This window comes from Janibacter melonis, assembly GCF_003721155.3.
In the GTDB taxonomy this organism is placed as follows: Bacteria; Actinomycetota; Actinomycetes; order Actinomycetales; family Dermatophilaceae; genus Marihabitans; species Marihabitans melonis.
Genome location: NZ_CP044548.2, coordinates 2,243,738 through 2,267,429, shown reverse-complemented (window position 1 = coordinate 2,267,429; position 23,692 = coordinate 2,243,738). Strand labels below are relative to the sequence as shown.

General features: G+C 73.5%; 21 protein-coding genes and 1 tRNA gene. 10 read left to right on the top strand and 12 right to left on the bottom strand.

Annotated features, from left to right (window positions below; genetic code table 11):
• Window positions 1–140 precede the first annotated feature (140 nt).
• The 3 genes from EEW87_RS10830 to EEW87_RS16825 form a co-directional block, all read right to left on the bottom strand.
• Entirely contained in the window at window positions 141–764 is a 624-nt protein-coding gene (locus tag EEW87_RS10830; RefSeq protein WP_123092967.1) for a DUF305 domain-containing protein, read from the bottom strand.
• Window positions 764–1,387, bottom strand: a complete 624-nt coding sequence (locus tag EEW87_RS10825; protein WP_123092969.1) for a DUF3105 domain-containing protein — start codon at window positions 1,385–1,387, stop codon at window positions 764–766. The genes EEW87_RS10830 and EEW87_RS10825 overlap by 1 nt, the downstream gene beginning before the upstream one ends.
• 112 nt (window positions 1,388–1,499) lie before the next feature.
• Window positions 1,500–1,664 (bottom strand): hypothetical protein, encoded by a 165-nt coding sequence (locus EEW87_RS16825; protein WP_191563631.1) that lies wholly within the window; start codon window positions 1,662–1,664, stop codon window positions 1,500–1,502.
• Window positions 1,665–1,786: 122 nt separating this feature from the next.
• On the opposite strand from EEW87_RS16825, the gene ppk2 reads away from it, so the two are divergent.
• Genes ppk2 through EEW87_RS10805 form a run of 4 tightly spaced genes read left to right on the top strand, consistent with a single transcriptional unit; the run spans window position 1,787 to window position 4,899 of the window.
• On the top strand, window positions 1,787–2,683 hold the full coding sequence (gene ppk2, locus EEW87_RS10820; protein ID WP_123093125.1) for a polyphosphate kinase 2: 897 nt from the start codon (window positions 1,787–1,789) through the stop codon (window positions 2,681–2,683).
• Window positions 2,684–2,696: 13 nt separating this feature from the next.
• Window positions 2,697–3,719: an LLM class flavin-dependent oxidoreductase gene (locus tag EEW87_RS10815; RefSeq protein ID WP_268884191.1), complete on the top strand. Its 1,023-nt coding sequence runs from the start codon at window positions 2,697–2,699 to the stop codon at window positions 3,717–3,719.
• A complete protein-coding gene (locus EEW87_RS10810) occupies window positions 3,716–4,069 on the top strand; it encodes a DUF952 domain-containing protein (RefSeq protein WP_123092973.1) in 354 nt (117 codons plus the stop codon). Before EEW87_RS10815 ends, EEW87_RS10810 begins: the two co-directional genes overlap by 4 nt.
• Window positions 4,066–4,899 (top strand): SGNH/GDSL hydrolase family protein, encoded by an 834-nt coding sequence (locus tag EEW87_RS10805; RefSeq protein ID WP_123092975.1) that lies wholly within the window; start codon window positions 4,066–4,068, stop codon window positions 4,897–4,899. The genes EEW87_RS10810 and EEW87_RS10805 overlap by 4 nt, the downstream gene beginning before the upstream one ends.
• Window positions 4,900–5,025: 126 nt before the next feature.
• Here EEW87_RS10805 and EEW87_RS10800 read toward each other — a convergent pair whose 3' ends face one another.
• From EEW87_RS10800 to EEW87_RS10785, 4 genes are read right to left on the bottom strand one after another with little or no spacing between them, the layout of a single operon-like run.
• Complete coding sequence (locus EEW87_RS10800) at window positions 5,026–6,783, bottom strand: SelB domain-containing protein (RefSeq protein ID WP_123092977.1); 1,758 nt, start codon at window positions 6,781–6,783, stop codon at window positions 5,026–5,028.
• Window positions 6,780–8,072 carry an L-seryl-tRNA(Sec) selenium transferase gene (selA, locus tag EEW87_RS10795; RefSeq protein WP_123092979.1) on the bottom strand — a complete coding sequence of 431 codons (1,293 nt, stop codon included), beginning with the start codon at window positions 8,070–8,072 and terminating at the stop codon, window positions 6,780–6,782. The genes EEW87_RS10800 and selA overlap by 4 nt, the downstream gene beginning before the upstream one ends.
• Window positions 8,073–8,123: 51 nt before the next feature.
• On the bottom strand, window positions 8,124–8,492 hold the full coding sequence (locus tag EEW87_RS10790) for a hypothetical protein (protein ID WP_148041607.1): 369 nt from the start codon (window positions 8,490–8,492) through the stop codon (window positions 8,124–8,126).
• Window positions 8,489–9,592 carry a C2 family cysteine protease gene (locus EEW87_RS10785; RefSeq protein ID WP_123092981.1) on the bottom strand — a complete coding sequence of 368 codons (1,104 nt, stop codon included), beginning with the start codon at window positions 9,590–9,592 and terminating at the stop codon, window positions 8,489–8,491. The genes EEW87_RS10790 and EEW87_RS10785 overlap by 4 nt, the downstream gene beginning before the upstream one ends.
• A 91-nt stretch (window positions 9,593–9,683) precedes the next feature.
• Between EEW87_RS10785 and EEW87_RS10780 the strand changes: the two genes are divergently transcribed.
• Window positions 9,684–9,779 (top strand) — tRNA-Sec (locus EEW87_RS10780).
• A gap of 63 nt (window positions 9,780–9,842) precedes the next feature.
• Window positions 9,843–10,850, top strand: coding sequence for a selenide, water dikinase SelD (gene selD / locus EEW87_RS10775; protein WP_123092983.1), 1,008 nt, complete (start codon window positions 9,843–9,845; stop codon window positions 10,848–10,850).
• Window positions 10,851–11,077: 227 nt separating this feature from the next.
• Here the strand turns inward: selD and EEW87_RS10770 are convergent, their stop codons facing one another.
• The 5 genes from EEW87_RS10770 to fdh all read right to left on the bottom strand — a co-directional run bounded on the left by EEW87_RS10770 (window position 11,078) and on the right by fdh (window position 19,085).
• Window positions 11,078–11,935, bottom strand: coding sequence for an SCO6745 family protein (locus EEW87_RS10770; protein ID WP_205473709.1), 858 nt, complete (start codon window positions 11,933–11,935; stop codon window positions 11,078–11,080).
• Window positions 11,936–12,165: 230 nt separating this feature from the next.
• Window positions 12,166–13,461: an L-lactate MFS transporter gene (locus EEW87_RS10765; RefSeq protein ID WP_123092987.1), complete on the bottom strand. Its 1,296-nt coding sequence runs from the start codon at window positions 13,459–13,461 to the stop codon at window positions 12,166–12,168.
• 31 nt (window positions 13,462–13,492) lie between these two features.
• On the bottom strand, window positions 13,493–14,629 hold the full coding sequence (gene nrfD, locus EEW87_RS10760) for an NrfD/PsrC family molybdoenzyme membrane anchor subunit (protein ID WP_123092989.1): 1,137 nt from the start codon (window positions 14,627–14,629) through the stop codon (window positions 13,493–13,495).
• Entirely contained in the window at window positions 14,626–15,762 is a 1,137-nt protein-coding gene (locus EEW87_RS10755) for a 4Fe-4S dicluster domain-containing protein (protein ID WP_205473708.1), read from the bottom strand. The genes nrfD and EEW87_RS10755 overlap by 4 nt, the downstream gene beginning before the upstream one ends.
• On the bottom strand, window positions 15,759–19,085 hold the full coding sequence (gene fdh, locus EEW87_RS10750; protein WP_123092991.1) for a formate dehydrogenase: 3,327 nt from the start codon (window positions 19,083–19,085) through the stop codon (window positions 15,759–15,761). Before fdh ends, EEW87_RS10755 begins: the two co-directional genes overlap by 4 nt.
• A gap of 220 nt (window positions 19,086–19,305) precedes the next feature.
• On the opposite strand from fdh, the gene EEW87_RS10740 reads away from it, so the two are divergent.
• The 4 genes from EEW87_RS10740 to EEW87_RS10725 are packed head-to-tail and all read left to right on the top strand — an operon-like array spanning window position 19,306 to window position 23,661.
• Entirely contained in the window at window positions 19,306–19,947 is a 642-nt protein-coding gene (locus EEW87_RS10740) for a (2Fe-2S)-binding protein (protein ID WP_240341585.1), read from the top strand.
• Window positions 19,944–20,951 (top strand): FAD binding domain-containing protein, encoded by a 1,008-nt coding sequence (locus tag EEW87_RS10735; RefSeq protein WP_123092995.1) that lies wholly within the window; start codon window positions 19,944–19,946, stop codon window positions 20,949–20,951. The genes EEW87_RS10740 and EEW87_RS10735 overlap by 4 nt, the downstream gene beginning before the upstream one ends.
• Window positions 20,948–23,056 carry a xanthine dehydrogenase family protein molybdopterin-binding subunit gene (locus EEW87_RS10730; protein WP_123092997.1) on the top strand — a complete coding sequence of 703 codons (2,109 nt, stop codon included), beginning with the start codon at window positions 20,948–20,950 and terminating at the stop codon, window positions 23,054–23,056. Before EEW87_RS10735 ends, EEW87_RS10730 begins: the two co-directional genes overlap by 4 nt.
• On the top strand, window positions 23,053–23,661 hold the full coding sequence (locus EEW87_RS10725; protein WP_240341584.1) for a nucleotidyltransferase family protein: 609 nt from the start codon (window positions 23,053–23,055) through the stop codon (window positions 23,659–23,661). Before EEW87_RS10730 ends, EEW87_RS10725 begins: the two co-directional genes overlap by 4 nt.
• Window positions 23,662–23,692 lie beyond the last annotated feature (31 nt).

Here is a 23,692-nt window from a genome sequence, read left to right as displayed (position 1 = left end):
CTAGCCAGGAGGACGGACATCGCGCGGGGGCGGTGTGGACGGCGGGTGGTCTCGAGGCTCGGGCCCTGGCGGGCCCTCGCACCTCGACCAGCGAAGCGACGCGGGCGCTGCGCGCCCTCGCACCTCGACCAGCGACGGGTCTACGAGGACAGGGGCTCGGCCCCGCGCTCCTGGAGCATCTGGGTCATCGTCTCGGTCTCGAGGGTCTGGCTGTTGATGATCGACTGCGCGAGGCGGCGGACCTCGGGCTGGGAGGCGCCGTCGACGGCGGCCTGGGCCATGGGCACCCCGCCCTCGTGGTGGCGGATCATCAGCTGGAGGTAGTAGACCTCCGCCTCCTTGCCGGACAGGCGGCCGAGCCGGTCGAGCTCGCTCTGCACGGCCATGCCGGGCATGAGCGCACCGTCCTGCGTCGCAGGCATCGTGTGGTCGTGGCTGTCGTCCATCCAGCCCATGACCGGCTGCGAGCTCGTCGGCGACAGGCCCCAGGCAGAGAGCCACCCCGCCATCTGGCCGGACTGGTGCGACTGGGTGCGCGCGATGTCGTAGGCCAGCGACCGCACGGACTCGTCGTCCGTGCGGTCACGGACGATGAAGGACATCTCCACGGCCTGGTCGTGGTGGGTCTGCATGTCACGGGCGAAGCCCGCGTCGATGCTCAGGTCCCCCGGGGCGTCACCGCTCGTCGAGCGGCCGACGAAGACCCCGGCCGCGACCCCGATCGCGAGAGCGACCAGGGCCGCGACGATGGCCCTCGGCGACATCAGGCGCCGACGCCGCCGGTGCAGGCGGCGCCGGGCTCCGGCGTCTGCGGGCCCTGGCGGTACTTCTTGATGAAGGGCTCGAGGCGCGGGTCGTCCGCGGAGTCGACCTTGAGCTGGGTGCCCCACGCGGAGATGGTGATCGGCGAGTCCATGCCCTCGAAGGGGGAGATGAGCCCGTAGGTCTTCGGGGTCATGTCGACGAGCTTGTCGACCTGGTCCTCCGCGAGGTCGGGCTGGTAGGTGATCCACACCGCGCCGTGCTCGAGGGAGTGCACGGCGTTCTCGTTCGGCACCGGCTTGTCGTAGACCCCGCAGTTGAGCCAGCGCTGGTTGTGCTCGCCGCCGACGGGCGGGGTCTCCTTGTAGTCGACCGTCCCCTCGACGTGGTTGCCGCCCGGGTAGTCGTAGGTCTCGACGCCCTCGATCTCGTCGGCCGCGGCGATCTTGCGCCCCTCGTCGTTGCTGATCGCCCAGAAGACCGCTCCGGCGATGAGCGCGACGGCCAGGCCCGCGGCGCCGTAGAGGATGCCGTTGCGTCGGCGCTCGGCGGCCTGCTGCTCCTTGCGGGCGGCCTCGAGACGCTCCTGGCGGGCGTTGGTCGTCGTCGTGTTCTTCTTGCTCATCGTTCCTCAGCGGCAGACGGGGCAGGACTGGCCCCATCATCGTGCACGGGCCACCTGAGAGCACCATGAGACCCGCCCTGGAGGACCGGGCGAAGGGGGGGACCCCCTTCGCTCAGTCCCTCGAGGTGCGTCCGAACATCCCCACCGCGATCCACGACAGGGCGACGACGACCCCGCCGACGGGGGCGACGACGTCCCGGGCGTCGGACAGCCCGACGGTGACCCCGTAGAGCATCGTGACGGCGAGGGCGACGAAGACGAGCACGCGGCGATCCATGTGTCCTACGGTGCCGCGGAGGCTCCCCCTTCGCCCATGACAGCGGGCCGGACCTGCCCATGACGGCTGTCACGGGGGCCCGTCGTCACCTGCGCGCCGTCTCCCGGTGATTGGATCGGTCCATGACGCAGAAGATGGGCCTACGCGAGTTCATCGACGACCTGCAGGCGAAGGGGTACACGGTCGGCGGCAGCAAGCAGGAGGACCCCGTGCTCCTCATGCCCGACGGCAAGGCCGTCGAGACGTGGAAGGAGGGCTACCCCTACGACGAGCTGATGCCGCGCGAGGAGTACGACGAGGAGAAGTACCGCCTCCAGGTCGAGCTGCTGAAGTTCCAGTACTGGGCGCAGGACGAGCGGCGCAAGTTCGTCGTGCTCTTCGAGGGCCGCGACGCGGCCGGCAAGGGCGGGACGATCAAGCGCTTCACCGAGCACCTCAACCCGCGCGGTGCCCGCGTCGTCGCGCTCAACAAGCCGACCGACCGCGAGGCCGGGCAGTGGTACTTCCAGCGCTACGTCCAGCACCTGCCGACCGACGGCGAGATCGTCCTCTTCGACCGGTCCTGGTACAACCGCGCCGGCGTCGAGCGGGTCATGGGCTTCTGCAGCGACGAGGAGTACGAGGTCTTCATGGACCAGGCCCCCAAGCTCGAGAGGCTGCTCAGCGAGTCCGGGGTCCACGTGACGAAGCTGTGGTTCTCCGTCACCCAGCAGGAGCAGCGCACCCGCTTCGCGATCCGCCAGCTCGACCCGGTGCGCCGGTGGAAGCTCTCGCCGATGGACCTCGAGTCCCTCGACAAGTGGGAGGCCTACACCGCGGCGAAGGAGGAGATGTTCGAGCGGACCGACACCAAGCACGCGCGGTGGACGACGGTGCGCTCCAACGACAAGAAGCGGGCCCGGGTCAACGCGCTGCGCTTCTTCCTCGACCAGTTCGACTACGAGGGCAAAGACACGGATGTCGTCCACGCCCCGGACAAGAAGATCGTCGGTCGCGGGAAGAAGACGGTCGGTGACTGAGGTTGGCACCCAGGTGACTGCCTCGAACCCGACCCGCCCCCTTCGCCTCTCCCTGCTCGACCTCGCCATGGTGCGCTCCGGCCAGCCGATCAGCGAGGCGCTCGCCGACAGCGTCCACCTCGCGCAGGTGGCCGACGAGCTGGGGGTCTTCGAGCGGCTGTGGTTCGCCGAGCACCACAACATGCGCTCGATCAGCTCGTCCGCGACCGCGGTGCTCATCGCCCACGTCGCGGCCCGCACCGAGCGGATCCGCGTCGGCTCCGGCGGGATCATGCTCCCCAACCACGCCCCCCTCACCGTCGCCGAGGACTTCGGCACGCTCGCCGAGCTGCACGGCGACCGGATCGACCTCGGGCTGGGCCGAGCCCCCGGCACCGACCAGGTGACGATGCGCGCGATGCGCCGCTCGCCGGTCGCGTCCGACCAGTTCCCCCAGGACGTCCTCGAGCTGCAGGGCTACCTCTCCGAGCAGACCCGCATCGAGAGCATCCACGCCTACCCCGGCGAGGGCACGAAGGTCCCGCTCTACATCCTCGGCTCCTCGCTCTTCGGGGCCCAGCTCGCCGCGCAGCTCGGCCTGCCGTACGCCTTCGCCTCCCACTTCGCGCCGGACGCGCTGCAGGCGGCTGTCGCCGCCTACCGCGACGGCTTCCGCCCCTCCGAGCAGCTCGCCGAGCCCTACGTCATCGCCGCGCTCAACGTCGTCGCCGCCGACAGCACGCAGGAGGCCGACGAGCTGCGCGCCCAGGTGCTCTCCTCGCGGGTGCGCTCGCTCGCCGGTCGGATGCCGCAGCTCGCCGGGGTCGACATCGACGACGACATGGTCGCCGAGCTCATGGACACCCCCGTGGGCCAGCAGGCGCTGCACATGGCGACGTACACGGTCCACGGCGACCGCGAGGCCGTCGCCGCCGGGCTCGCCGACTTCCAGCGGACCGCCGACGCCGACGAGCTCATCGTCGCCAACGTCGCGCCGGGGCGCGACGCCCGCGAGCGCACGCTGCGGGTCCTCGCGGACATCCGGGCGGCGGCGTGAGCGGCACGATCCTCCACCTCGCGCTGGCCTCGGAGTGGGAGCAGGCGACGGCGGAGGGCTCGTACGGCACGTCGACGCTCGGCGTGAGCATCGAGGAGGAGGGCTACCTCCACGCGTGCGAGGACCGCGCCCAGCTCGACGGGGTGGCGCAGCGGTACTACGCCGATGTCGACGCACCGCTGGTCGTGCTGTCGATCTCCGAGCAGGCCCTCACCGCCGCGGGCCTGACGGTGCGCCGCGAGCGCCCGGCCCCGGGCGCCGACCTCTTCCCGCACGTCTACGGCGGCCCGCTGCCGGTGAGCACGGTCGTCGACGTCTCCCCCTTCGAGCGCGGGGTCGCCGGGGTGTGAGCCGGGCCTACGTCGCGCTCGGCGACTCCTACGCCGCAGGCGTCGGGGCCGGTCGTCGCGAGCCGGGGCCGTACCGCACCGACGCCGGGTACCCGCTCGCGGTCGCCCGCGCGACCGGTCTCGACATCGCCTACCAGGCAGTGCTCGGCGCGACCTGCGCCGACGTCCTGCGGGACCAGGTCGGCGCCGTCGGGGCGCAGACGCAGCTCGTCACGGTGACCGTGGGCGGGAACGACGCGGGCTTCGTGCCGGTGCTGCTCTCGGTCGCGCGGCCCGGTTGGGCGGGCAGCTCCGACGGCGCGATCGACGACGCGCTCGGGGTGATCTCGGGGGTGCTCCCCGGCCGTCTGCGCGAGGTGCTCCGTGCGGTCCGGGGGCGCGCCCCCGACGCCCGCGTCGTCGTCACCGGCTACCCGCACCTCTTCAACGGCGTCTCGGACTGCTCGTGGATCACCTCGGTGTCCGTGCACGAGATGCGTCGCCTCGGCGACGCGGCCGACCGGCTCGCCGAGACGATCCTCGGCGTCGCCTCCGACGAGGGCTGCGAAGGGGTGGACGTCCGCGCCCCCTTCGACGGCCACCAGATCTGCGACCCGGACCCGTGGGTCCACGGGCTGTCGTGGCCGACGCAGGAGTCCTACCACCCGACGGCGGCGGGCCACGCCGCCTACGCGCGGGCCGTCTCGGCGCTCGCCGTGCCGGTCGAGGCCGAGGTCGTGGCCGGTGTCGCACCTCCGCAGGTGGAGCACGGGGCCTGCGTCGGCACGGCCCCGACCTTCGCCCTGCGCGACGTCATGACCGGCCGTGCGATGCGGCGTCCCCCGCTCTAGCTCGAGAAGTCCGCACCAGCGCGGGTTACAACCCGCGCGGCTGCCAAGATCCCGTGCTTCTGTCCCGAGAAGCTGGCGCCGGCGCGGGTTGCAGCTCGTGCGGATGCAAAGATCCGGGCGGGTCGCCTAGCGGGCGACCTCGCGCAGTCGGGAGTCGAGGCGGCGGGTCCACCCTTTCGCGTCGAGGTGCTCGAGGAGCGGCACGGCGATGCGGCGGGTCGTGCCGAGCGCCTGCCGCGCCTCGCTGAGGGTGAAGGGACCGCCCAGCCCGGCGAGCTCGCGCATCGCGCGGGCCGGTCCGTCGGGCAGGAGGACGACGTCGTCGGGCAGGCGGAGCAGCCGCCCGAGCCGGGCGGCGGCGGCCAGCTCGCGCGCACCGAGCCCGAGCGCGGCGAGGTCGTCGCGCTCCGGGGCGGCGAAGGGGGACTCCCTCAGCCTCCGCTCGACCTCCGCGACCCCCGCCTCGGCCGGACCGAGCCCGGCGGGCCCCGCCCGGTGGACGCGGCCCTCCGTGACCTCCAGACCGGCAGCCGCGGCGACGGCGGCGACGAGGGTGTCGGCGTCGGCGGGCAGGCGCAGGCGGTGGGCGAGCTCGGCCACCGGCAGGCCGGCGCTCAGCGGGTCGCGGTCGCGCAGCGCGTCGACGAGGCGGGGAGCCTCGGCTCGCCACCCGGCCCAGGCGGCCGGGTCGACGACGTGGTCGCCGACGTGGACCTCGTCGGCGCCGGCGGTGCCCAGCCCGAGGCGACCCAGGTGGTCGGCGCGCTGCACGCGGCGCTCGGCGAGACGCAGCGCCCGGGGGTCCGTGATCGAGAGCGCCTCGCCCCGGGCCACGGCCGCGCCGCGGCGACGCAGGGAGAGCGGGTCGACGTCGCGCACCTGCGCGCCCCACGTCCGGCGGCTGCCCGGGTCCCGCAGGACGAGGCGGTCGCCCACGCGCCACGGGAGCGCGGTCTCGACGCGCACGCGGGCGTGCTCAGGTCCCAGGGGGCGCACCACCCCTTCGTGGTCGGCGGTACCGACGTGCACGGTGAGCTGCTCGGGCAGGTCCGCGGACTCGACGGCCACGTCGACGGTGCGCGAGAGGACGAAGGCGTCCGGCGTGACGACGACCGCCCCGCGTCCCACGGCGTCGACGTCGACTCGGCGCAGGTTGACCGCCGCCCGGGTGATCCCGGTGAGGCTCTCGTGCCGGGTGTCCTCGCTGTGCAGCCCGCGGACCGTCACGGCATGACGCCCCGTGCCCGGGTCGTGCACCTCGAGGTGGTCGCCGACGGAGAGCGTGCCGTGACCGAGGGTGCCGGTGACGACGGTCCCCGCGCCGCCGATGGTGAAGGAGCGGTCCACCCACAGCCGCACGGGCGCCGCGGGGTCGGGCTCGGGGAGCGCGGTGACCAGGGTCGTCAGGGCGGCCCGCAGGTCTTCGACCCCGAACCCTGTCGTCGCCGACACGACGACCGAGGGCACGTCCGGCCAGCCCAGCTCGGCGAGGCGGACGAGCGCCTCGGTGCGCACCGGCTCGGGGTCGGCGAGGTCGCTGCGCGTCACCGCGAGCAGGAGGTCGCGGATCCCGAGGGCGGCGACCGCCGCGACGTGCTCGCTCGTCTGCGCCTGCCAGCCCTGGTCGGCGGCGACGACGAGGAGCACCGCGGGGGCCGGTCCGAGCCCGGTGAGCATCGTGCCGATGAAGCGTCGGTGCCCCGGCACGTCGACGATCGCGAGGTCGACGTCGTCGCCGAGGCGGGTCCAGGCAAAGCCCAGCTCGATGGTCAGACCGCGCTCGCGCTCCTCGGCGAGCCGGTCGGGGTCACGCCCGGTGAGGGCGCGCACGAGGGTGGACTTGCCGTGGTCGACGTGCCCGGCCGTCGCGAGGACGCGCCTCATCCGGCGAGCGCCTGACGAAGCGCGCGCAGCAGGTCCCCGTCCGCCTCGGACGGGATGCAGCGCAGGTCGACGAGGCCGCGGCCGCCGTCGACGCGGGCGACGACGGCGGGCACGTCGCCGCTCGGCCGGCGCAGCCCGGGCACGAGGTCCGCGGGGATCTCGACGGCGTGGCCGTCGAGCGGCACCCCGGGAGCGCCGCCACCGCCGACCCGCCCGTCGACCGGGACGACCTGCCGACCGAGAGCCTCGGCGAGACGCTCGGTGCGCGCCCGCAGGTCGTCCGGGCTGGCGTGCAGGGCCTGCGCGGTCGGGGTGGGCGGACCGGTGAGGGTCGCCTCGAGCGCGGCGAGGGTGAGCTTGTCGACCCGCACCGCGCGGGCCAGCGGGTGACGACGCAGCCGCTCGACGAGGTCGGCGCGGCCGAGGACGAGCCCGGCCTGCGGGCCGCCGAGGAGCTTGTCCCCGCTCGCGGTCACGAGATGGGCCCCCCGGCGAAGGGAGGTCGTCGCGTCCGGCTCGTCCGGCAGGGCCGCGTCGGGGGCGAGCAGGCCGGAGCCGATGTCCTCGACGACCGGCACCCCGAGGTCGGTGAGGTCGCCGGCGGGCACCGAGCGGGTGAAGCCCTCGACGCGGAAGTTGCTCGGGTGCACCTTGAGGATGCAGCCCGTGTCGGGTCCGACGGCGTCGACGTAGTCGCGCAGGTGCGTGCGGTTCGTCGTGCCGACCTCGCGCAGGCGGGCGCCGGTGCTCGCGATGAGGTCGGGCAGGCGGAAGCCGTCGCCGATCTCGACCATCTCGCCCCGGCTGACGACGACCTCGCGGCCGGCGGCGAGCGCGGTCGTCGCGAGGACGAGGGCGGCGGCGCCGTTGTTGACGACGAGCGCGTCACCGGCGTCGGGCACGGCCGAGCGCAGGGCGGCGAGGGCCTGGGCCCCGCGGCGCGAGCGCTGCCCGGTCCCGAGATCCATCTCGACGTCGACGTACCCGGCGGCGTCGACGACGGCCTCGATCGCGCGGGGGGAGAGGGACGCGCGGCCGAGGTTGGTGTGGATGACGACGCCGGTCGCGTTGAGCACGGGGGTCAGGCTGCTCGCCCGGCTCGGCAGCCCGGCGAGCGTCTCGTCGACGACGCGCTCGGGCTCGATCTCGCCGGAGCGGGCGCGCTGCTGGGCGGCGACGACCGCGGCCTTGACCCGCTCGCGGGAGTGCGTGCCCAGCGCGGTGACCACTCGCGGGTCGGCGAGGACGGCGTCGGTGCGCGGCACGCGCCGCCGGGGGTCCTGCGTCATGGTCTCGACCCTACGACGCGGCCCGAGGGCTCCCCCTTCGGGCGGGGTGGCTCACCGCCGCCGGAGGGAGACCCACCCGTTGGGCTTGGTGCCCTCGCGCTCGTCGCTGTGCGGCACGGTCTCGACGACGGTGTAGCTGCGCCCGTCGAGCTCGACGGTGCCGTCGAGGTCGACCGAGACCCGGCCGTCGGGGGTCTGCAGCCCGGCCCCGTCGTCGGTGACGTTGTAGGCGACGACGCGGGTGCCGTCGACCTTCGTCGGGAGGTTCTGCTTGAGGACGATGGCGTCGGCCATGGGGCTCTCCTGCGGTGCGCTGGGGGTCGAGGTGCTCGTGCTGGTGGACGCGGGGTCCGGCCCGCTGCCGCAGGCGCTCGCCCCGACGAGGAGGGCGAGGCCGGTCGCGATCGCCGCGCACCTCATGGACGGCTCGTGCTGATGTGGCCGAAGTTGTCCTGGAACTCCTCGTAGGTGAGCACGATCGGGTCGTCTCCGGGGCTCCAGGGGTTGGTGAGCTCGAGGTCCCCGCTCTCGGTCACGCCGCTCACCCAGTAGAGGTGGTTCGTCGCGATCGTGTCGTCCTCGTACAGCGGGCGGCCGCCGACGTCGTCGTGCGAGGACAGGAGAACCTGTCCGCCGGTGTCGAGCACCTCGCGGATCTCGTCGGAGTCCGGCGGGGCGTTCCAGTCGAAGATCCCGCTGCTCGTGTTCTCGGTGTCGACGTCCTGGCCGGTGATCGCCTCGAGGGCGCGCTCGGCGGTGTCGTAGTCGAGGTTGCGCCAGTCGCCGCCCATGTGCTGGGCCATCGCCTTCTCGTAGAGCAGCGGCCACAGCTCGCGGTCCGAGGCGCTCGCGTTGTCGGCGAAGACCGGGTCGCCGTCGTCGGCCGGCACGACCGCGTCGACGCGGTAGACGACCGGCTCGCCGTCGACGTAGAGCGTGACGTCGTAGGTGCCGTCGCCGTTGTCGACGACGCCCTGCTCGAGGACCTCGGGGTGGGTCGCGGCGACCGCCTGGAGCGAGGCGATGAACCAGCAGTCGTTGAGGCTGCCCTGCTCGACGTCGGTCGGCGCCGCCCCGTCGCGGAAGAGCGGGCCCTCGATCTCGGTGTCGACGGCGTCCTCGGCGTCGGGGTCGAAGTTCGGGTTGTCCTTCTCCTTCGTGCTGCCGCCGGCACCTGCGTCGTCGGCCCCACCGGCGCCCCCGTCGCGGCCGCCCGGCCCGGCGGGTCCGCCCGGTCCGCGACCACCGGGGGAGTCGGAGGCGGAGTCCTGGGCGTCGGCCTGGCGCTCGAGCTCGTCCGCGTACGCCCGCACCCTGTCGGCGGCGGCGTGGACGACCCGCTCGGCCGCCGACCACCGGTCGCCGAAGGACGCGAGATCCGGTCCCTGCCAGGCCTCGTCGAGCGTGGCCAGCCCGGCCCGCCCGGTGCGGCACACCTCGTCGAGCCGTTGCTCCGTCGCCCTCAGCTGCGCCCCCACCTGGCGCACCCGGGCGACGTCCATCCCGTCGGTGAGCGTCATGACCGGCCTCCCTGCCCTCGTCCCTGCGCAGGCTAGTGGCGGCGTGGTGGGCGCGGCCAGGGCAGGACTCCCCTGCGATAGCGTGAGCGGCGGAGGCGTCTGGGCACCTGGTGGGCTCCCCGGTCTTCAACACCGGTGAGGCCGAGCATCTCGGTCTGGCGGGTTCGATTCCCGTCCGCCTCCGCCAGCCACCACCGGCGAAGGGGGCCCGCCGCCCCCTTCGCCGGAGGGCCCGACCTAGGGTGAGCGCATGGCGGAGCAGCTGCGACTGACCCAGTACGCCCACGGCGGAGGGTGCGCGTGCAAGATCCCGCCCGGTGAGCTCGAGCAGGTCGTCGCCGGCCTGCGCGGGGTGCGCACCGCCTCGACCGCCGAGGTGCTCGTCGGTCTCGACGACGGCGACGACGCGGCCGCCGTGCGGGTCGCCGACGGCCTCGCCGCGATCTCCACCGCTGACTTCTTCACCCCCGTCGTCGACGACGCCTACGACTGGGGCCGGATCGCCGCGGCGAACGCGCTCTCCGACGTCTACGCCATGGGCGGCACGCCCGTCATGGCGATCAACCTCGTCGGCTGGCCGCGCGACGTCCTGCCGACCGACCTGCTCACCGAGGTGCTGCGCGGCGGTCTCGACGTCGCGACCCAGGCCGGCTGCCCGGTCATCGGCGGGCACAGCATCGACAACCCCGAGCCGATCTACGGCATGGCCGTCACCGGCACCGCCGACCCGGACCACCTGCTGCGCAACGACGCCGCGCAGCCCGGGCTGCCGATCAGCCTCACCAAGCCCCTCGGCCTGGGCATCCTCAACAACCGGCACAAGGCGACCGGCGAGCTGAGCGCCGAGGCGGTCGAGGTGATGACGACCCTCAACCGCGAGGCGTCCGAGGCGGCGCTGGCGGCGGGGGTGCGCTCGGCGACCGATGTCACCGGCTTCGGTCTGCTCGGGCACCTGCACAAGCTGTGCCGCGCGAGCGGCGTCGCGGCCGAGATCGACGCGGCGGCGGTGCCGTACGTGAGCGGCTCGCGTGAGGCGCTCGCCGCCGGGCACGTCCCCGGCGGGTCGCGGCGCAACCTCGACTGGGTGCGCCCCCACCTCAGTGCCGACGGGGTCAGCGAGGACGAGCTCGTCATGCTCGCCGACGCCCAGACCTCCGGCGGCCTGCTCGTCGTCGGCGAGATCCCCGGCGCCCCCGTCGTCGGCCGCACCGTCCCCGGCGGCTCGCTCGGCGAGGGGATCACCCTCCGGGTGCGCTGACCCCTTCGCGCTCGTCGGCTGGGGCTACGAAACCCTGCCAGCAGCCCTTCGACGAGCCAGGACCCTCTCGAGAGGGTCCTGGCTCGTCAAGACCCAGCCAGCAGGGTTTCGTAGGCAGCGGGGGGCGAAGGGGGACCCAGCAGCACCTCGACGCGCGAGCAGCAGCACGAGGTGCGGCTGGGTATGACGAGCTGCTGCATGCAGCAGCTTGCTGAGGGGGGCAGGGGTCAGGAGCGGGGGCGGGTGCCCGGGAGGTACCCGACGTCGATGACGGCCTTGACGAAGGGGCGTGCCCGCCGCAGCGTCTCCTCGGCCTCCGGCACCCCGGCCCACAGGCCCGCGGCGGCGGCGTCGGTCTCGCGCTCGACCCGGTCGTAGAGCTCGGCGCCGGCAGCGGTCATCGCGCCGTCCGCGTCGAGCAGCCCGCGCGAGCGCAGCGACTGCGACGCGCTCTCCCAGTCCGAGTCCTCCCAGCCGCGCGTCGTGAGCAGCAGGGAGCGACCGAGCGTGCGCCGACGGATCGCCGGGTCGGGGTGGGGCGCCTCGTGCAGCACGAGGGCCTCGACGGGGGAGAGGTCTGCGAGGACGAGGGCCGCGATGTGCCCGTCGCCCCGGTGCTCGCGCACGACGGTGATCGCGTGCCAGAGCTGCAGGTGCGGCTCGTCCGGCCACGGGTGGGCGGCCCACGCGGCGGCGAGGGGCCGGCCCTCGAAGCGCGCGTCGACGACGCCCGCCCGCAGCGCGCCGACGACGGAGGCGATCTCGGGGTCGGACACGCGCTCGCCGAGGGCGTCGCGCAGCGAGGCGTCGACCGCGCGGGTCCGTCCGGCGTCGGTCTCGTCGAGACCGGTCGACAGCGCCTCGGACCAGCCGAAGGTGATGAGCGCGGGGTTGAAGTTGTAGAAGGTCGCCGCGACCGTCGCCGCCGAGGTCCGGCCCAGCGGCGCCGCCCGCCCCCCGACGTACATGCCGGCCCGCGACAGCCGCAGCGGCACCGACTCGGTCTTGAGATGCGGGTTGAAGTACGCCAGGACGTGGTACGGCTCGAGCGTCTCGTAGGCGGTGCGGGCCAGCGTCGAAGTCACGTCTGGCACCCTACGGGTCACCCGGGCGAAGGGGGAGGGTGCGGTGTCGAGGCTCAGGCCCGGGGGGCCCTCGCACCTCGCCCAGCGAGGAGTCGGGGGCCTTCGCGCCTCGACCGCCATGCCCCCTTCGCCACGTGACCAGCCCCGCCCCATGCCCAATGAGCGCGAATCGCCGCAACGCGGGGTGCGTAGCGGCGATTCGCGCTCACTCGGGCGACGGGAGAGGGGGGTCAGGCGTCGGCGGTGCGGCCGGCGGGCTTCTTCGTGATGAGGGGGATGGCGGCACCGACGAGGGCGATGATGCCGACGACCGTGTAACCGACGGTGTACGCCTTGTCCTCGCCGACGAGCGCGGAGATGAGCAGCGGGCCGACGACGCCGCCGATGGACCAGCCGATGAGCATGAGGCCGTAGATCCCACCGGCGTTCTTCACGCCGAAGAAGCTGCCGGCGGTCGACGGCATCGTCCCGAAGGCGCCGCCGTAGCAGAGGTAGATGAGCGCGGCGAGGACGTAGAAGATGGCGACGTTGCCGGCGTGCGGGATCGCGATGAGCGCCAGGCCCTGGATCGCGAGGATCCCGACGAAGGCCGTCATCTTGCCGATCTTGTCCGACACGGCGGCCCAGGCGATGCGCCCGACGCCGTTGAAGAGACCCATGACGCCGACGAGCGTCGCGGCGGCACCGGCGCTGAAGCCGGCGACGTCGGTCGCGGTGCCCGCCGCGATCGAGATGAGCGAGATGCCCGCGGTGACCGAGATCGTGAGGATGAGGGTGAGGAGGTACCACTGCGGGGTCGACAGCGCCTCGGCCTGCGTGAAGTCGCGGGCCGCGGGGGCGGTGGTGTCCCCCTTCGCCGCGGTGCTCTGCGTCGCCCCGGCGACGGTGTAGCCCTCCGGCGGGTTGCGGAAGACGGAGGCGCCGATGACGCCCGCGACGAGGTAGGCCAGGCCGAGCCAGAGGAAGACCTTCGTCGGGTAGCGCTGGTAGTCCTCGCTGCCGGCGATCATCCGCTGGGCGAGGGGGCTGGTGATGACCGCGCCGAAGCCGAAGCCGCCGACGGCGATGCCGGTGATGAGGCCCGTCTTGTCCGGGAACCACTTCTGCAGCATGGCGATCGGGACGATGTAGGCCAGGCCGAGACCGAAGCCGCCGAGCACGCCGTAGCCGAGCACGAGCAGCCACAGGTCGCTGCCGTCCCGCGCGAGGCTGGCGAGCATGATGCCGACCGAGTAGATCGCGACGCCGACGAGGGCCACGGTGCGCGGCCCCCGCTTGTCCTGGATCCGCCCGCCGAGGAAGGTCCCGACGAAGATCATGCCGATCGCGACCTCGAAGGGGATCGCGGCCTGCACCTTGGAGATGTCGAAGGCCGAGCCGTCCGCCTGGAGCGCCTTGGCGAAGGTGCTCCATGCGTAGACGGCGCCGATGGCGAGCTGGACGAGGACGCCTCCGACGAGGATGAGCCAGCGGTTGCCCCCTGCGCTCGTGGTGGTCGAGCGTGGCGTGGTGGCAGGGGTGCTCATGACGACTCCTTCTCAGGTGGCGGTGGCGCGCTCAGCGCGCCGTGGTGATGCTGTCGTGGACGACGCCGCGGGCGCGGCGCTCCTCGAGACGGGCCTTCTGCGTGGCGACCGTGTGGCGGGGGTCCTTCGCCGACTCGATCCCGGCCTCGACGACGGCGAAGCGGGTGAGCGCGGAGGCGGTGGCCAGGGCCAGCCCGCTCGCGACCGCGACGGTGCGCGAGCGGCGCGCGAGCAGCGAGCCGACGCCGCCGGCGATCGTGAGGACCTTCGCCGCGCGCATCATCGCGCCCGGTCGGCCGTGGTGGATCGTGTCGTCGATGTCGAGCTCGCGCAGCCGACGCTCGACGGCCTCGGTGGCGACGAGGTCGCCGACCGCGCCGAGCACCGCGAGGCGCTGGACCGGCCGGGTCTGCGAGGCCGGGGTGAGGACGAGCTGCAGGCCGGAGGAGGCCATGGCCGCGGAGGAGACGAAGACGAAGGGGAGGGTGCGTCGCGACTCGAGCCACACGGGCGTGGCGGTGTCGGAGAGCAGGACGGCGGTGTACGCCGCGAGCGGCGGCCCGAAGGCGAAGCTGCCGAGCGAACCGATCGTCTCGAGCGGGCGCACGACGCCGCCGAGGACGGGCAGGCCGCGACCGCCGCTGCGCCCACCGAGCATCCGGTCGAACTCGGCCGCGGTGCTCAGCGCCCCGAAGGCGGAGAAGGCCGAGAAGATCCACGTGCCGACCGACATCGGCGAGGTGAGCTTGACCGTGCGCAGCATGTTGATGAAGCGCTCGGGCCGGCCGAGGTCGGAGACGAGCAGCCCGCCGCTCACGGCGACGGCCGTCATCGAGGTGAGCCGCGCGTTGCGGCGCAGCGCCTCCAGCCCGACGGCGTGGGCCGCGGCGCCGATCATGCCCGAGCCGGCGGCGACGCCACCGGTGAAGAGGTAGGCGGGGATCTCGTGCTTCCACGGCACCGGCTTGATGACCGGCTGGCCGTAGTAGCTGCGGAACTCCGCGTCGGGCACGACGGCCTGCTCGCCGCGTCCGCGCTGCCGCCCGGAGAGCCAGTCGCTGCCACGGGCCGCGAGGCCGCGCGGGTCGCGGTGCTCACCGGCCCGGCGGCGCTCGCGCCGGCCCTGGGTCTCCGGCGGGCGGTAGCTGTCGAAGGCGCTCGTGCTCATCGGCGCGCCCCGACGAAGGACACGGCCGCGGCGCCGAGGAGCCCCAGCGCGGCCAGACCGGCCTTGCGGAACATCTCGGGCAGGTGCGCGGTCGGCACGACCGGGTCCGGCGGCAGGCCGTAGACCTCGGGCTCGTCGAGGAGCAGGAAGACCGAGCCGGTCCCGCCGACGCCGTCCTGGTCGTTGGCGCCGTAGAGCCGGGCCTCGGTGAAGCCCTGGGAGTGCAGCTGGGTGACGCGCTCCTGGGCCGAGGCCACCATGTCGTCGTGGTCGCCGAACTTGATCGAGGTCGTCGGGCAGGTCTGCGCGCACGCCGGCGTCTGGTCGTGGCCGAGACGGTCGTAGCAGAGCGTGCACTTCTGGGCCACGCCGATGTTGGGCACGTGGTCGTGAGCGCCGCTGCCGCGGGAGTCCTCGACACCGCTCTCGTCACGGCGCCCGATGACCCCGAAGGGGCAGCCGCCGACGCAGTAGCCGCAGCCGTTGCACACGTCGGGCTGGACGACGACGGTGCCGAACTCGGTGCGGAAGAGCGCTCCGGTCGGGCAGACGTCGAGGCAGCCGGCGTGCGTGCAGTGCTTGCACACGTCGGAGGCCATGAGCCAGCGGAACTCCGGCAGCGGACCGACCTTTGGCTGGCCGTCGACGGTGGTGCCGAAGGGGGACCCGCCGTTCGTCGACGGGGTGATGCCCTCCTGCGCCCCCTTCGCGGCGAGCATGTCCGACAGCGCCGGGCCGTGGTCCTCGACGGGCGCGGGGAGGCTGCCGTACCCGGCGGGGGTGCCGCCGCGGGCCGGCTGCGGGGCGGGGGCCCCGATGCTCGGCATGCCGAGGTCGACGAGCGCCTTGCCGGAGGCCCGGGCCGCCTCGATGCGCTCCTGGCCCTGCTCGACGAAGGCGACGTGGCGCCACGTGCTCGCGCCGAGGTCACCGGTGTTGTCGTAGGAGTTGCCGGACAGGCCCAGCCCGTCCATGGGCACGGCGTTCCACTCCTTGCAGGCCACCTCGCAGGCCTTGCAGCCGATGCAGATCGAGGTGTCGGTGAAGAAGCCCTTGCGAGACGGCGGGTCCACCCAGCCGGCGTCCTGCGCGACGTCGGTGGCACCGGAGAGCTGCTCGGTCAACCAGGTCACGTGTCCTCCTGCTCGATGATCTCGACGACGTCCTCGGCGACCCGGGCGTTGCCGGTCTCGGTCGTGGCGCCGGCGAGCGACTGGTACTCCGCGACGAGCCGCAGCAGGTCGTCGCCCTGGGGGCGGCGACCGGGACGGATGTCGCACGAGCCGACCTTGCTCTCCTGGATCTGGACGTTGGGGTCCAGGGCCAGGCCGAGCAGGTCGTTGGCGGCGTCGCCCTCGACGACGGCGTCACGGCCGACGCCCCAGTGGTAGGGCAGGCCGATCTGGTGCACGGTGCGCCCGCCGGCGAGCAGCGGTCGCATGCGGTCGGTGACGAGCACCCGGGCCTCGATGGCCGAGCGCGCGGAGACGATCGTCGCCCAGTCGCCGTTGGTCAGGCCCCGCTCCTGCGCCAGCGCAGGGCTGACCTCGCAGAACATCTCCGGCTGGAGCTCGGAGAGGTAGGGCAGCCACCGGCTCATGCCGCCGGCCGTGTGGTGCTCGGTGAGCCGGTAGGTCGTGAAGACGAAGGGGTAGACCCCGCTGCCCGGCTCGTCGCCCGAGGGTGCCCACAGGTTGTCCTTGCGCGGGAAGAGCACCCGCCCGGGGTTGCGCTGCTGGGGGTAGAGCGGGTTGACGACGGGTGACTCCTGCGCCTCGTAGTGCGTGGGGAGCGGGCCGTCGACCATCCCCTTCGGCGCGTAGAGCCAGCCCTTGCCGTCCGCCTGCATGATGAAGGGGTCGTCGCCGGCGATCGCCGCGGGACCACCGACGCCGGGGTCGGGCCGGAAGGACGGGTCGCGGTCGACGGGGAAGTCCGGGACGTCCTTGCCGACCCACCTGCCCTGCTCCGCGTCCCACCAGATGTACTTCTTGCGCTCGCTCCACGGACGACCCTCGGGGTCGGCGGAGGCGCGGTTGTAGAGGATGCGCCGGTTCATCGGCCAGGCCCAGCCCCAGTCCTTGGCGACCTCGTCCTGCTCCTGGCCCGGCACGCGGTCCGCGGAGTGGTTGACGCCGCCGGCGTAGACGCCGGAGTAGATCCAGCACCCGCCGGAGGTCGAGCCGTCGGCCTTCATCTCGTTGAAGGTCGACAGCGGCTGACCCGCCTTGTCGCCGGTGAGGTGCATGCCGTTGATCTCGCGCAGCACGGCCTCGCCGTCGATCTCGCCCTCCTCGTCCTTCGGGTAGTCCCAGGTGAGGTCGAGCAGCGGGCGGTCGCGCTCGTCGGTGGATCCGGCGAGACGCTCGCGGATGCGCACCCCGAGCTCGTAGAAGAACTCGAGCTCGCTCTGGCAGTCGCCCGGCGGCATGACCGCGCGGTGGCGCCACTGGAGCAGGCGCTGGGTCTGGGTGAAGGTGCCGGCTTTCTCGACGTGCGTGGCCGCGGGGAAGAAGAAGACCTCGGTGTCGATGTCCTCGGTGCGCAGCTCGCCGGTCGCGATCTCCGGCGCGTCCTTCCAGAAGGTCGCCGACTCGATCATCTGCAGGTCGCGCACGACGAGCCACTTCAGGTGCGACATCGCCAGGCGCTGCATCCGGCCGTGGGCGGACCCGACCGCGGGGTTCTGACCGAGGAGGAAGTAGCCCTCGACCTTGTCCTCGAGCATGTCCATCGCCGTCTGGTACGTGCCGTGAGGACCGTTGATCTTCGGCAGGTAGTCGAAGGCGAAGTCGTTCTCCGGGGTGGCGGCGTCGCCCCACCACGACTTGAGCAGGCTCGCGGTGTAGGCGTCGGCGTTGGTCCAGAAGCCCTTCTGCAGCGGTGACGCGATCGAGGACAGGTACTCCTCGTAGCTGTCGTGCTGACCGGCCGCGGGCATCGGCAGGTATCCCGGCAGGAGGTTGAAGAGCGTCGGGATGTCGGTGCTGCCCTGGATGCTCGCGTGGCCGCGCAGCGCCATGATGCCGCCGCCGGGGCGGCCGACGTTGCCCATGAGCAGCTGGAGGATCGCGGCGGTGCGGATGAATTGCGCGCCGAGCGAGTGCTGGGTCCAGCCCACCGCGTAGGCGAAGCACGTCGTGCGCTCGCGCCCGGAGTTGTCCACGATCGCGTCGGCGATCTCGTGGAACTGCTCCGGACGGATGCCGCACACCTCCTGGACCATCTCGGGCGTGTAGCGCTGGTAGTGCCGCTTGAGCACCTGGAAGACCGAGCGGGGGTGCTGCAGGGTCTCGTCGCGCTCGACCTTCGCGTGCTCGAGCGGGGCGCCGTGACCACCGGTCTCGTCGCCCGCGGCGCGGGCCGACTTGCTCGACCCGTGCTCGCTCGTGCCGTCCGGGCCCTCGACCTCGCCGTCGGCGCTCTCGCCCTCGGCGGGGTCCTCGCGCTCGGCGTAGGCCCACGTCGACATGTCGTAGTGGCCGGTCTTCGGGTCGTACCCGGAGAAGACGCCGTCGAGGTCCTCGGTGTCGCGGAAGTCATCGCTCACGAGCGTCGCGGCGTTGGTGTACGCCACGACGTAGTCACGGAAGTAGAGGTCCTTGCTCAGGACGTGGTTGATGAGCGCGCCGAGCAGCACGACGTCGCTGCCCGCACGGATCGGGACGTGCGTGTCCGCGATCGCCGAGGTGCGGGTGAAGCGCGGGTCGACGTGGATGACACGTGCACCGCGGGCCTTGGCCTCGGAGACCCACTGGAAGCCCACCGGGTGGCACTCGGCCATGTTCGAGCCCTGGATGATGATGCAGTCGGCGTTGGCCATGTCCTGCAGGTACTGCGTGGCGCCACCGCGACCGAAGGAGGATCCCAGACTGGGAACCGTGGAGCTGTGTCAAACACGCGCCTGGTTCTCGATCTGGATCGCTCCCGCGGCGGTGAAGAGCTTCTTGATGAGGTAGTTCTCCTCGTTGTCGAGGGTCGCTCCTCCCAGCGCTGCGATGCCCATCGTGCGACGCAGCCGCCGGCCCTGCTCGTCGTGCTCCTGCCAGCCCGCGGCCCGCGAGGCCATGAAGCGGTCGGCGACCATCTCGATGGCCTCGTCGCGGTCGATCGGGCGCCAGTCGCTCGCGCCCGGCGCGCGGTAGAGCACCTGCTTCTGCCGCGACGGCGAGTTGACGAGCTGCTCGCTCGCCGCCCCCTTCGGGCACAGCCGACCACGACTGATCGGCGAGTCCTTGTCGCCCTCGATCTGGACGACCTTCTCGTCCTTGACGAAGACGCGCTGGCCGCAGCCGACGGCGCAGTAGGGGCACACGCTCTGCACGACGCGGTCGGCCGTCGAGGTGCGCGGCTCGATCTCGCGGGTGCGCTTGCTCTGCACCGACTTCCCTCGGCCCAGGTAGTCGCCGGTCCGTAGCTGTCGTACGACCGGCCAGTCGAGCGGGGTGATGGCCATGGGAGCCTCCGTCGGGCGTCGGTGCTGGTGCTCCACGTCACTCTCGCACACGGCGCTCGCACCGTCGCGGGCGGCAGGACCCCCCTTCGGGTGTGACGAAGGGGTGACGGCTTCGGCAGCCAGACAGGGGGGCGGCGGGCCGCCCACCTGGCCCGATGTCGGTGGCATGGTGGGACGGCCGCGTCCGCGGCGTGCCGGACCCCCCAGGAGAGGACGCCCCGTGACGGATCGGAGCACCACGACGACCGTGACCCTGACGGTCGACGGCCGCAGCCACGAGATCGAGGTCGAGCCGCGCACGACGCTGCTCGACACCCTGCGCGAGCGGCTCGGGGTGACGAGCGCCAAGAAGGGCTGCGACCACGGCCAGTGCGGCTCGTGCACGGTGCTCCTCGACGGCCGCCGGCACCTCACCTGCCTCACCCTCGCCGTGCAGCAGGACGGCGCCGAGATCACGACCGCCGCCGGGCTCGCGGGCGTCGACGCGACGGCGCACGGCGACCCCTCGCTCACCGCGCTCGACGACGCGGAGCTGCACCCGGTGCAGCAGGCCTTCGTCGACCGCGACGCCCTGCAGTGCGGCTACTGCACCCCCGGTCAGGTCTGCAGCGCCGTCGGGGTGCTCGACGAGATCGCGAAGGGGCACGCGAGCCACGTCACGGACGACCTCGAGGAGGGCCTCGACGGCGGGGCACAGCTGACACGAGACGAGATCCGCGAGCGGATGAGCGGCAACCTGTGCCGCTGCGGGGCCTACCCGAACATCGTCGACGCGATCTGCCAGGCCGCGGGCGACCCGCCGCCGGACCGGGTGGCCGAGGCCGAGATCGTCTCCGGCGCGGGCGACGGGGCCGCGCGATGAACCCCTTCGCCTACGAGCGGGCCACCGACCCCGCCGACGCCGTCGCGCGCCACGGCGGCGACCCCGACGTCGCGTACGTCGACGGCGGCAGCAACCTGCTCGACCACCTCAAGCTCGGGATCCGCACGCCGTCGCGTCTCGTCGACGTCGGGCATCTCGGGCTCGACGAGATCACGCCGACGCAGGACGGCGGGCTGCGCATCGGCACCAACGTGCGCAACAGCGACCTCGCCGCCCACCCCGCGATCCGGCGTGACCACCCCCTCGTCGCGCGGGCCCTGCTCGCCGGCGCCTCGGGCCAGCTGCGTCACCAGGCGAGCACCGGCGGCAACCTGCTCCAGCGCACGCGGTGCGTGTACTTCCAGGACCTCACGACGCCGTGCAACAAGCGCGAGCCGGGCACCGGGTGCTCGGCCGACCACGACGAGGCGCGCACGAGGGAGAACGCCGTCCTCGGCACGAGCGAGCACTGCGTCGCGGTGCACCCCGGCGACCTCGCGGTCGCGCTGCGCGCCCTCGACGCCGTCGTCGTCGTGCGGGGCACGGGCGGCGAGCGCCGCGTCCCGATGGGCGAGCTGCACCGGCTGCCCGGCGACCGGCCGGATCTCGACACGACGCTGGAGCACGGCGACCTCATCACCGCCGTCGAGCTCGCACCCCCGACGCCCGGCGCCGTGGCGACGTACGTCAAGGTCCGCGACCGGGCCTCCTACGCCTTCGCGCTCGTGTCCGTCGCGGCCGAGCTCGTCACGGACGGCGAGACGATCTCGCACCTGCGGCTCGCGTGGGGCGGGGTCGCCCACGCCCCGTGGCGCCCGACCGGGGTCGAGACCGCGCTCGTCGGCGGGCCCGTCGACACCGACGCCGTCCTCGCCGCGTGCCAGGAGGAGCTGAGCCAGGCCCGCACCTGGCCGGGCAACGCCTTCAAGGTGCCTCTCCTCGCCCGCACCACCGCCCACGCGATCGAGCAGCTCGCGACCCGTCCGGCAGGAGCCGCAGCATGAGCACCGACGACTCCGGCGAGCGCCTCGCGCCGCTGACCGCCTCGGCCATGGGGACCGACGTCGCCCGCGACGACGCCCGTCTCAAGGTCACCGGCACCGCCCCCTACGCCGTCGAGCACCCGGTCGAGGACCCGCTCTACGCGGTCCTCGTCGGGGCCCCCTTCGCCCTGGGGTCGGTGACCGTCGATGCCTCCGAGGCGCTCGCCGCGCCCGGTGTGCACTCGGTCGTCGACCACACCAACGCCCCCCGGCTCGAGGGCGTCGAGGACCTCGAGATGGACCTGCTGCAGTCCGGTCGGGTCGACTACCACGGCCAGGTCGTCGCCATCGTGCTCGGGGAGTCGCTCGCCGCGGCGCGGCACGGGGCGCACCTCGTGCGCGTCGACGGGGCGCAGCGCGAGGCGGCGACCCGCTTCGAGATCGGGCAGGCCCGGCGCAAGCCCGACGAGGTCAACGCCGGCTTCCCCACCGACTCCGAGACCGGTGACGTCGACGCGGCCGTCGCGCAGGCCGCGACGACGGTGCAGCAGACCTACGTCACCCCGCTCGAGCACAACAACCCGATGGAGCCGCACGCGGCGACGGCCACGTGGCGCGAAGGGGGCGACGGCCCCGTCCTCGAGATGACCGTCTCGACCCAGTCGGCACCGGGCGTCGCCACGACCCTCGCCCCCCTCCTCGGGCTCGAGCCCGAGCAGGTGCGCGTGCGGGCGCCGCACGTCGGCGGCGGCTTCGGCAGCAAGGGGCTGCCCCACCCGCCGGACCTCGCGGCGGCCATGGCGGCGCGCACCGTGCCGGGGCGGCCGGTGCGGCTGGCGGTCACCCGTCAGCAGATGTTCGCGCTCACCGGGTACCGCTCGATCACCGCCTCGCAGATGCGGCTCGCCGCGCAGGACGACGGCACGCTCACCGGCATCGAGCACGCCTCCTTCACCCCGTCGAGCCGGGTCAAGGAGTACGCCGAGCAGACCTCGGTCTCGACGCGCTCGTTGTACGCGGCCCCCAACCGGCGCACGAGCCACCGGCTGCAGGACCTCGACGTCGCGATCCCGTCGTGGATGCGGGCGCCGGGCGTCTTCCCGGGGGTCTTCGCCCACGAGGTCGCGATGGACGAGCTGGCCGTCGACCTCGGCATCGACCCCGTCGAGCTGCGCCGTCGCAACGACACGGACGTCGACCCGGACTCTGGCGACCCCTTCAGCGAGCGGCGCCTGCTCGAGTGCTTCGACCGCGGGGCCGAGCTCTTCGGGTGGAGCGGTCCGCAGGAGCCGCGCTCGCGGGTCGAGGGCGACTGGCTCCTCGGCAGCGGCGTCGCGACCGCGACCTACCCGGGTGAGTCCATGCCCGGCAACCAGGCCTGCGTCACCGTCCTCGACGACGGGCGCTACGAGGTCTCCATCGCCGCCACCGACATCGGGACCGGCGCGTGGACGGTCCTGCGGCTCGTCGCGGCAGACGCCCTCGGCGTGCCGCGCGACCAGGTCGAGATGCGCATCGGGGACAGCTCGCTGCCGCCCGCCTCGGTCGCCGGTGGGTCGGCGGGCACCTCGTCGTGGGGCACGGCGATCACGGGCGCTGCCCGTGCGCTGCACGACAAGTTCGGCGCCGACCCGGCCCCCGGGTCGTCGGTGACGACGCCCGCCCCGGACGACCCGGGCGAGGAGGGGTACGTCACCCAGTCGTACGGGGCGGTCTTCGCCGAGGTCGGTGTGCACCGGTGGACCGGCGTGGTGCGTGCACGTCGGCTGCTCGGGGTCTACTCCGCCGGCCGCGTGCTCAACCCGCGCGGTGCCCGCTCCCAGCTCGTCGGCGGGATGGTCATGGGCCTCGGCGCGGCGCTGCACGAGGAGTCGGTGCGTGACCCCCGCTTCGGGCACGTCGTCACCCAGGACCTCGCGAGCTATCACGTGCCCGCGCACGCCGACGTGCTCGACGTCGAGGCGCACTGGCTGCAAGGACGCGACGACGTGATGAACCCGATGGGCTCGCGCGGCATCGGCGAGATCGGCATCACGGGAGTGGCCCCTGCGGTCGTCAACGCGGCCTACGCGGCGACGGGGGTGCGGGTCCGCGAGCTGCCGCTCACCCCGGACCACTTCCTGTGACCGGCGGCGAGGCCAGGCCCGGCGTCGTCGGGCTCGTCCTCGCCGCCGGGTCGGGTCGGCGGATGGGCGGGCCGAAGGCGCTCGCCCGCACGCCGTCCGGCGAGCTGCTGCTCGACCGGGCCGTGCGCACCGTGCGAGCGGGCGGGTGCGCCCAGGTCGTCGTCGCCCTCGGCGCCGGTGCCGACGAGGCACGCGCGCAGGCGCAGGCGCTGGCCCAGCCCGGGACCACCGTCGTCGACGTGCCCGACCACGGCACCGGGATGGCGGCCTCGCTGCGCTCCGGCCTGGGCGCCGCCGAGGGGCTCGACCCGGACGCCGTGCTCATCACCCTCGTCGACCTGCCCGACGTGACACCCGACGTCGTCACCCGCGTCGTCGGCGAGGGCCCCCACGACGACGCGCTCCGGCGGGCCACCTACGACGGCCGACCGGGTCACCCGGTCCTCCTCGGGAGGGTGCACGTCACCCCCTTCGTCGAGAGCCTCTCGGGCGACGAAGGGGGACGCCGCTACCTCGTCGGGGCGGGCTGCGAGGGCGTGCCGTGCGCGGATCTCGCGACCGGGCAGGACGTCGACACCCCCGAGGAGCTCGGCCGGGCGCGCTGAGCGCGACCGCGCATCGCTCGCGCGGGTCTGC

Excerpts from the sequence above, each read along its gene's own strand:
- EEW87_RS10830 (WP_123092967.1), bottom strand. The coding sequence starts at position 764 with ATGTCGCCGAGGGCCATCGTCGCGGCCCTGGTCGCTCTCGCGATCGGG.
- EEW87_RS10825 (WP_123092969.1), bottom strand. The coding sequence starts at position 1,387 with ATGAGCAAGAAGAACACGACGACGACCAACGCCCGCCAGGAGCGTCTC.
- EEW87_RS16825 (WP_191563631.1), bottom strand. The coding sequence starts at position 1,664 with ATGGATCGCCGCGTGCTCGTCTTCGTCGCCCTCGCCGTCACGATGCTC.
- ppk2 (WP_123093125.1), top strand. The coding sequence starts at position 1,787 with ATGACGCAGAAGATGGGCCTACGCGAGTTCATCGACGACCTGCAGGCG.
- EEW87_RS10800 (WP_123092977.1), bottom strand. The coding sequence starts at position 6,783 with ATGAGGCGCGTCCTCGCGACGGCCGGGCACGTCGACCACGGCAAGTCC.
- selA (WP_123092979.1), bottom strand. The coding sequence starts at position 8,072 with ATGACGCAGGACCCCCGGCGGCGCGTGCCGCGCACCGACGCCGTCCTC.
- EEW87_RS10790 (WP_148041607.1), bottom strand. The coding sequence starts at position 8,492 with ATGAGGTGCGCGGCGATCGCGACCGGCCTCGCCCTCCTCGTCGGGGCG.
- EEW87_RS10785 (WP_123092981.1), bottom strand. The coding sequence starts at position 9,592 with ATGACGCTCACCGACGGGATGGACGTCGCCCGGGTGCGCCAGGTGGGG.
- selD (WP_123092983.1), top strand. The coding sequence starts at position 9,843 with ATGGCGGAGCAGCTGCGACTGACCCAGTACGCCCACGGCGGAGGGTGC.
- EEW87_RS10765 (WP_123092987.1), bottom strand. The coding sequence starts at position 13,461 with ATGAGCACCCCTGCCACCACGCCACGCTCGACCACCACGAGCGCAGGG.
- nrfD (WP_123092989.1), bottom strand. The coding sequence starts at position 14,629 with ATGAGCACGAGCGCCTTCGACAGCTACCGCCCGCCGGAGACCCAGGGC.
- EEW87_RS10735 (WP_123092995.1), top strand. The coding sequence starts at position 19,944 with ATGAACCCCTTCGCCTACGAGCGGGCCACCGACCCCGCCGACGCCGTC.
- EEW87_RS10730 (WP_123092997.1), top strand. The coding sequence starts at position 20,948 with ATGAGCACCGACGACTCCGGCGAGCGCCTCGCGCCGCTGACCGCCTCG.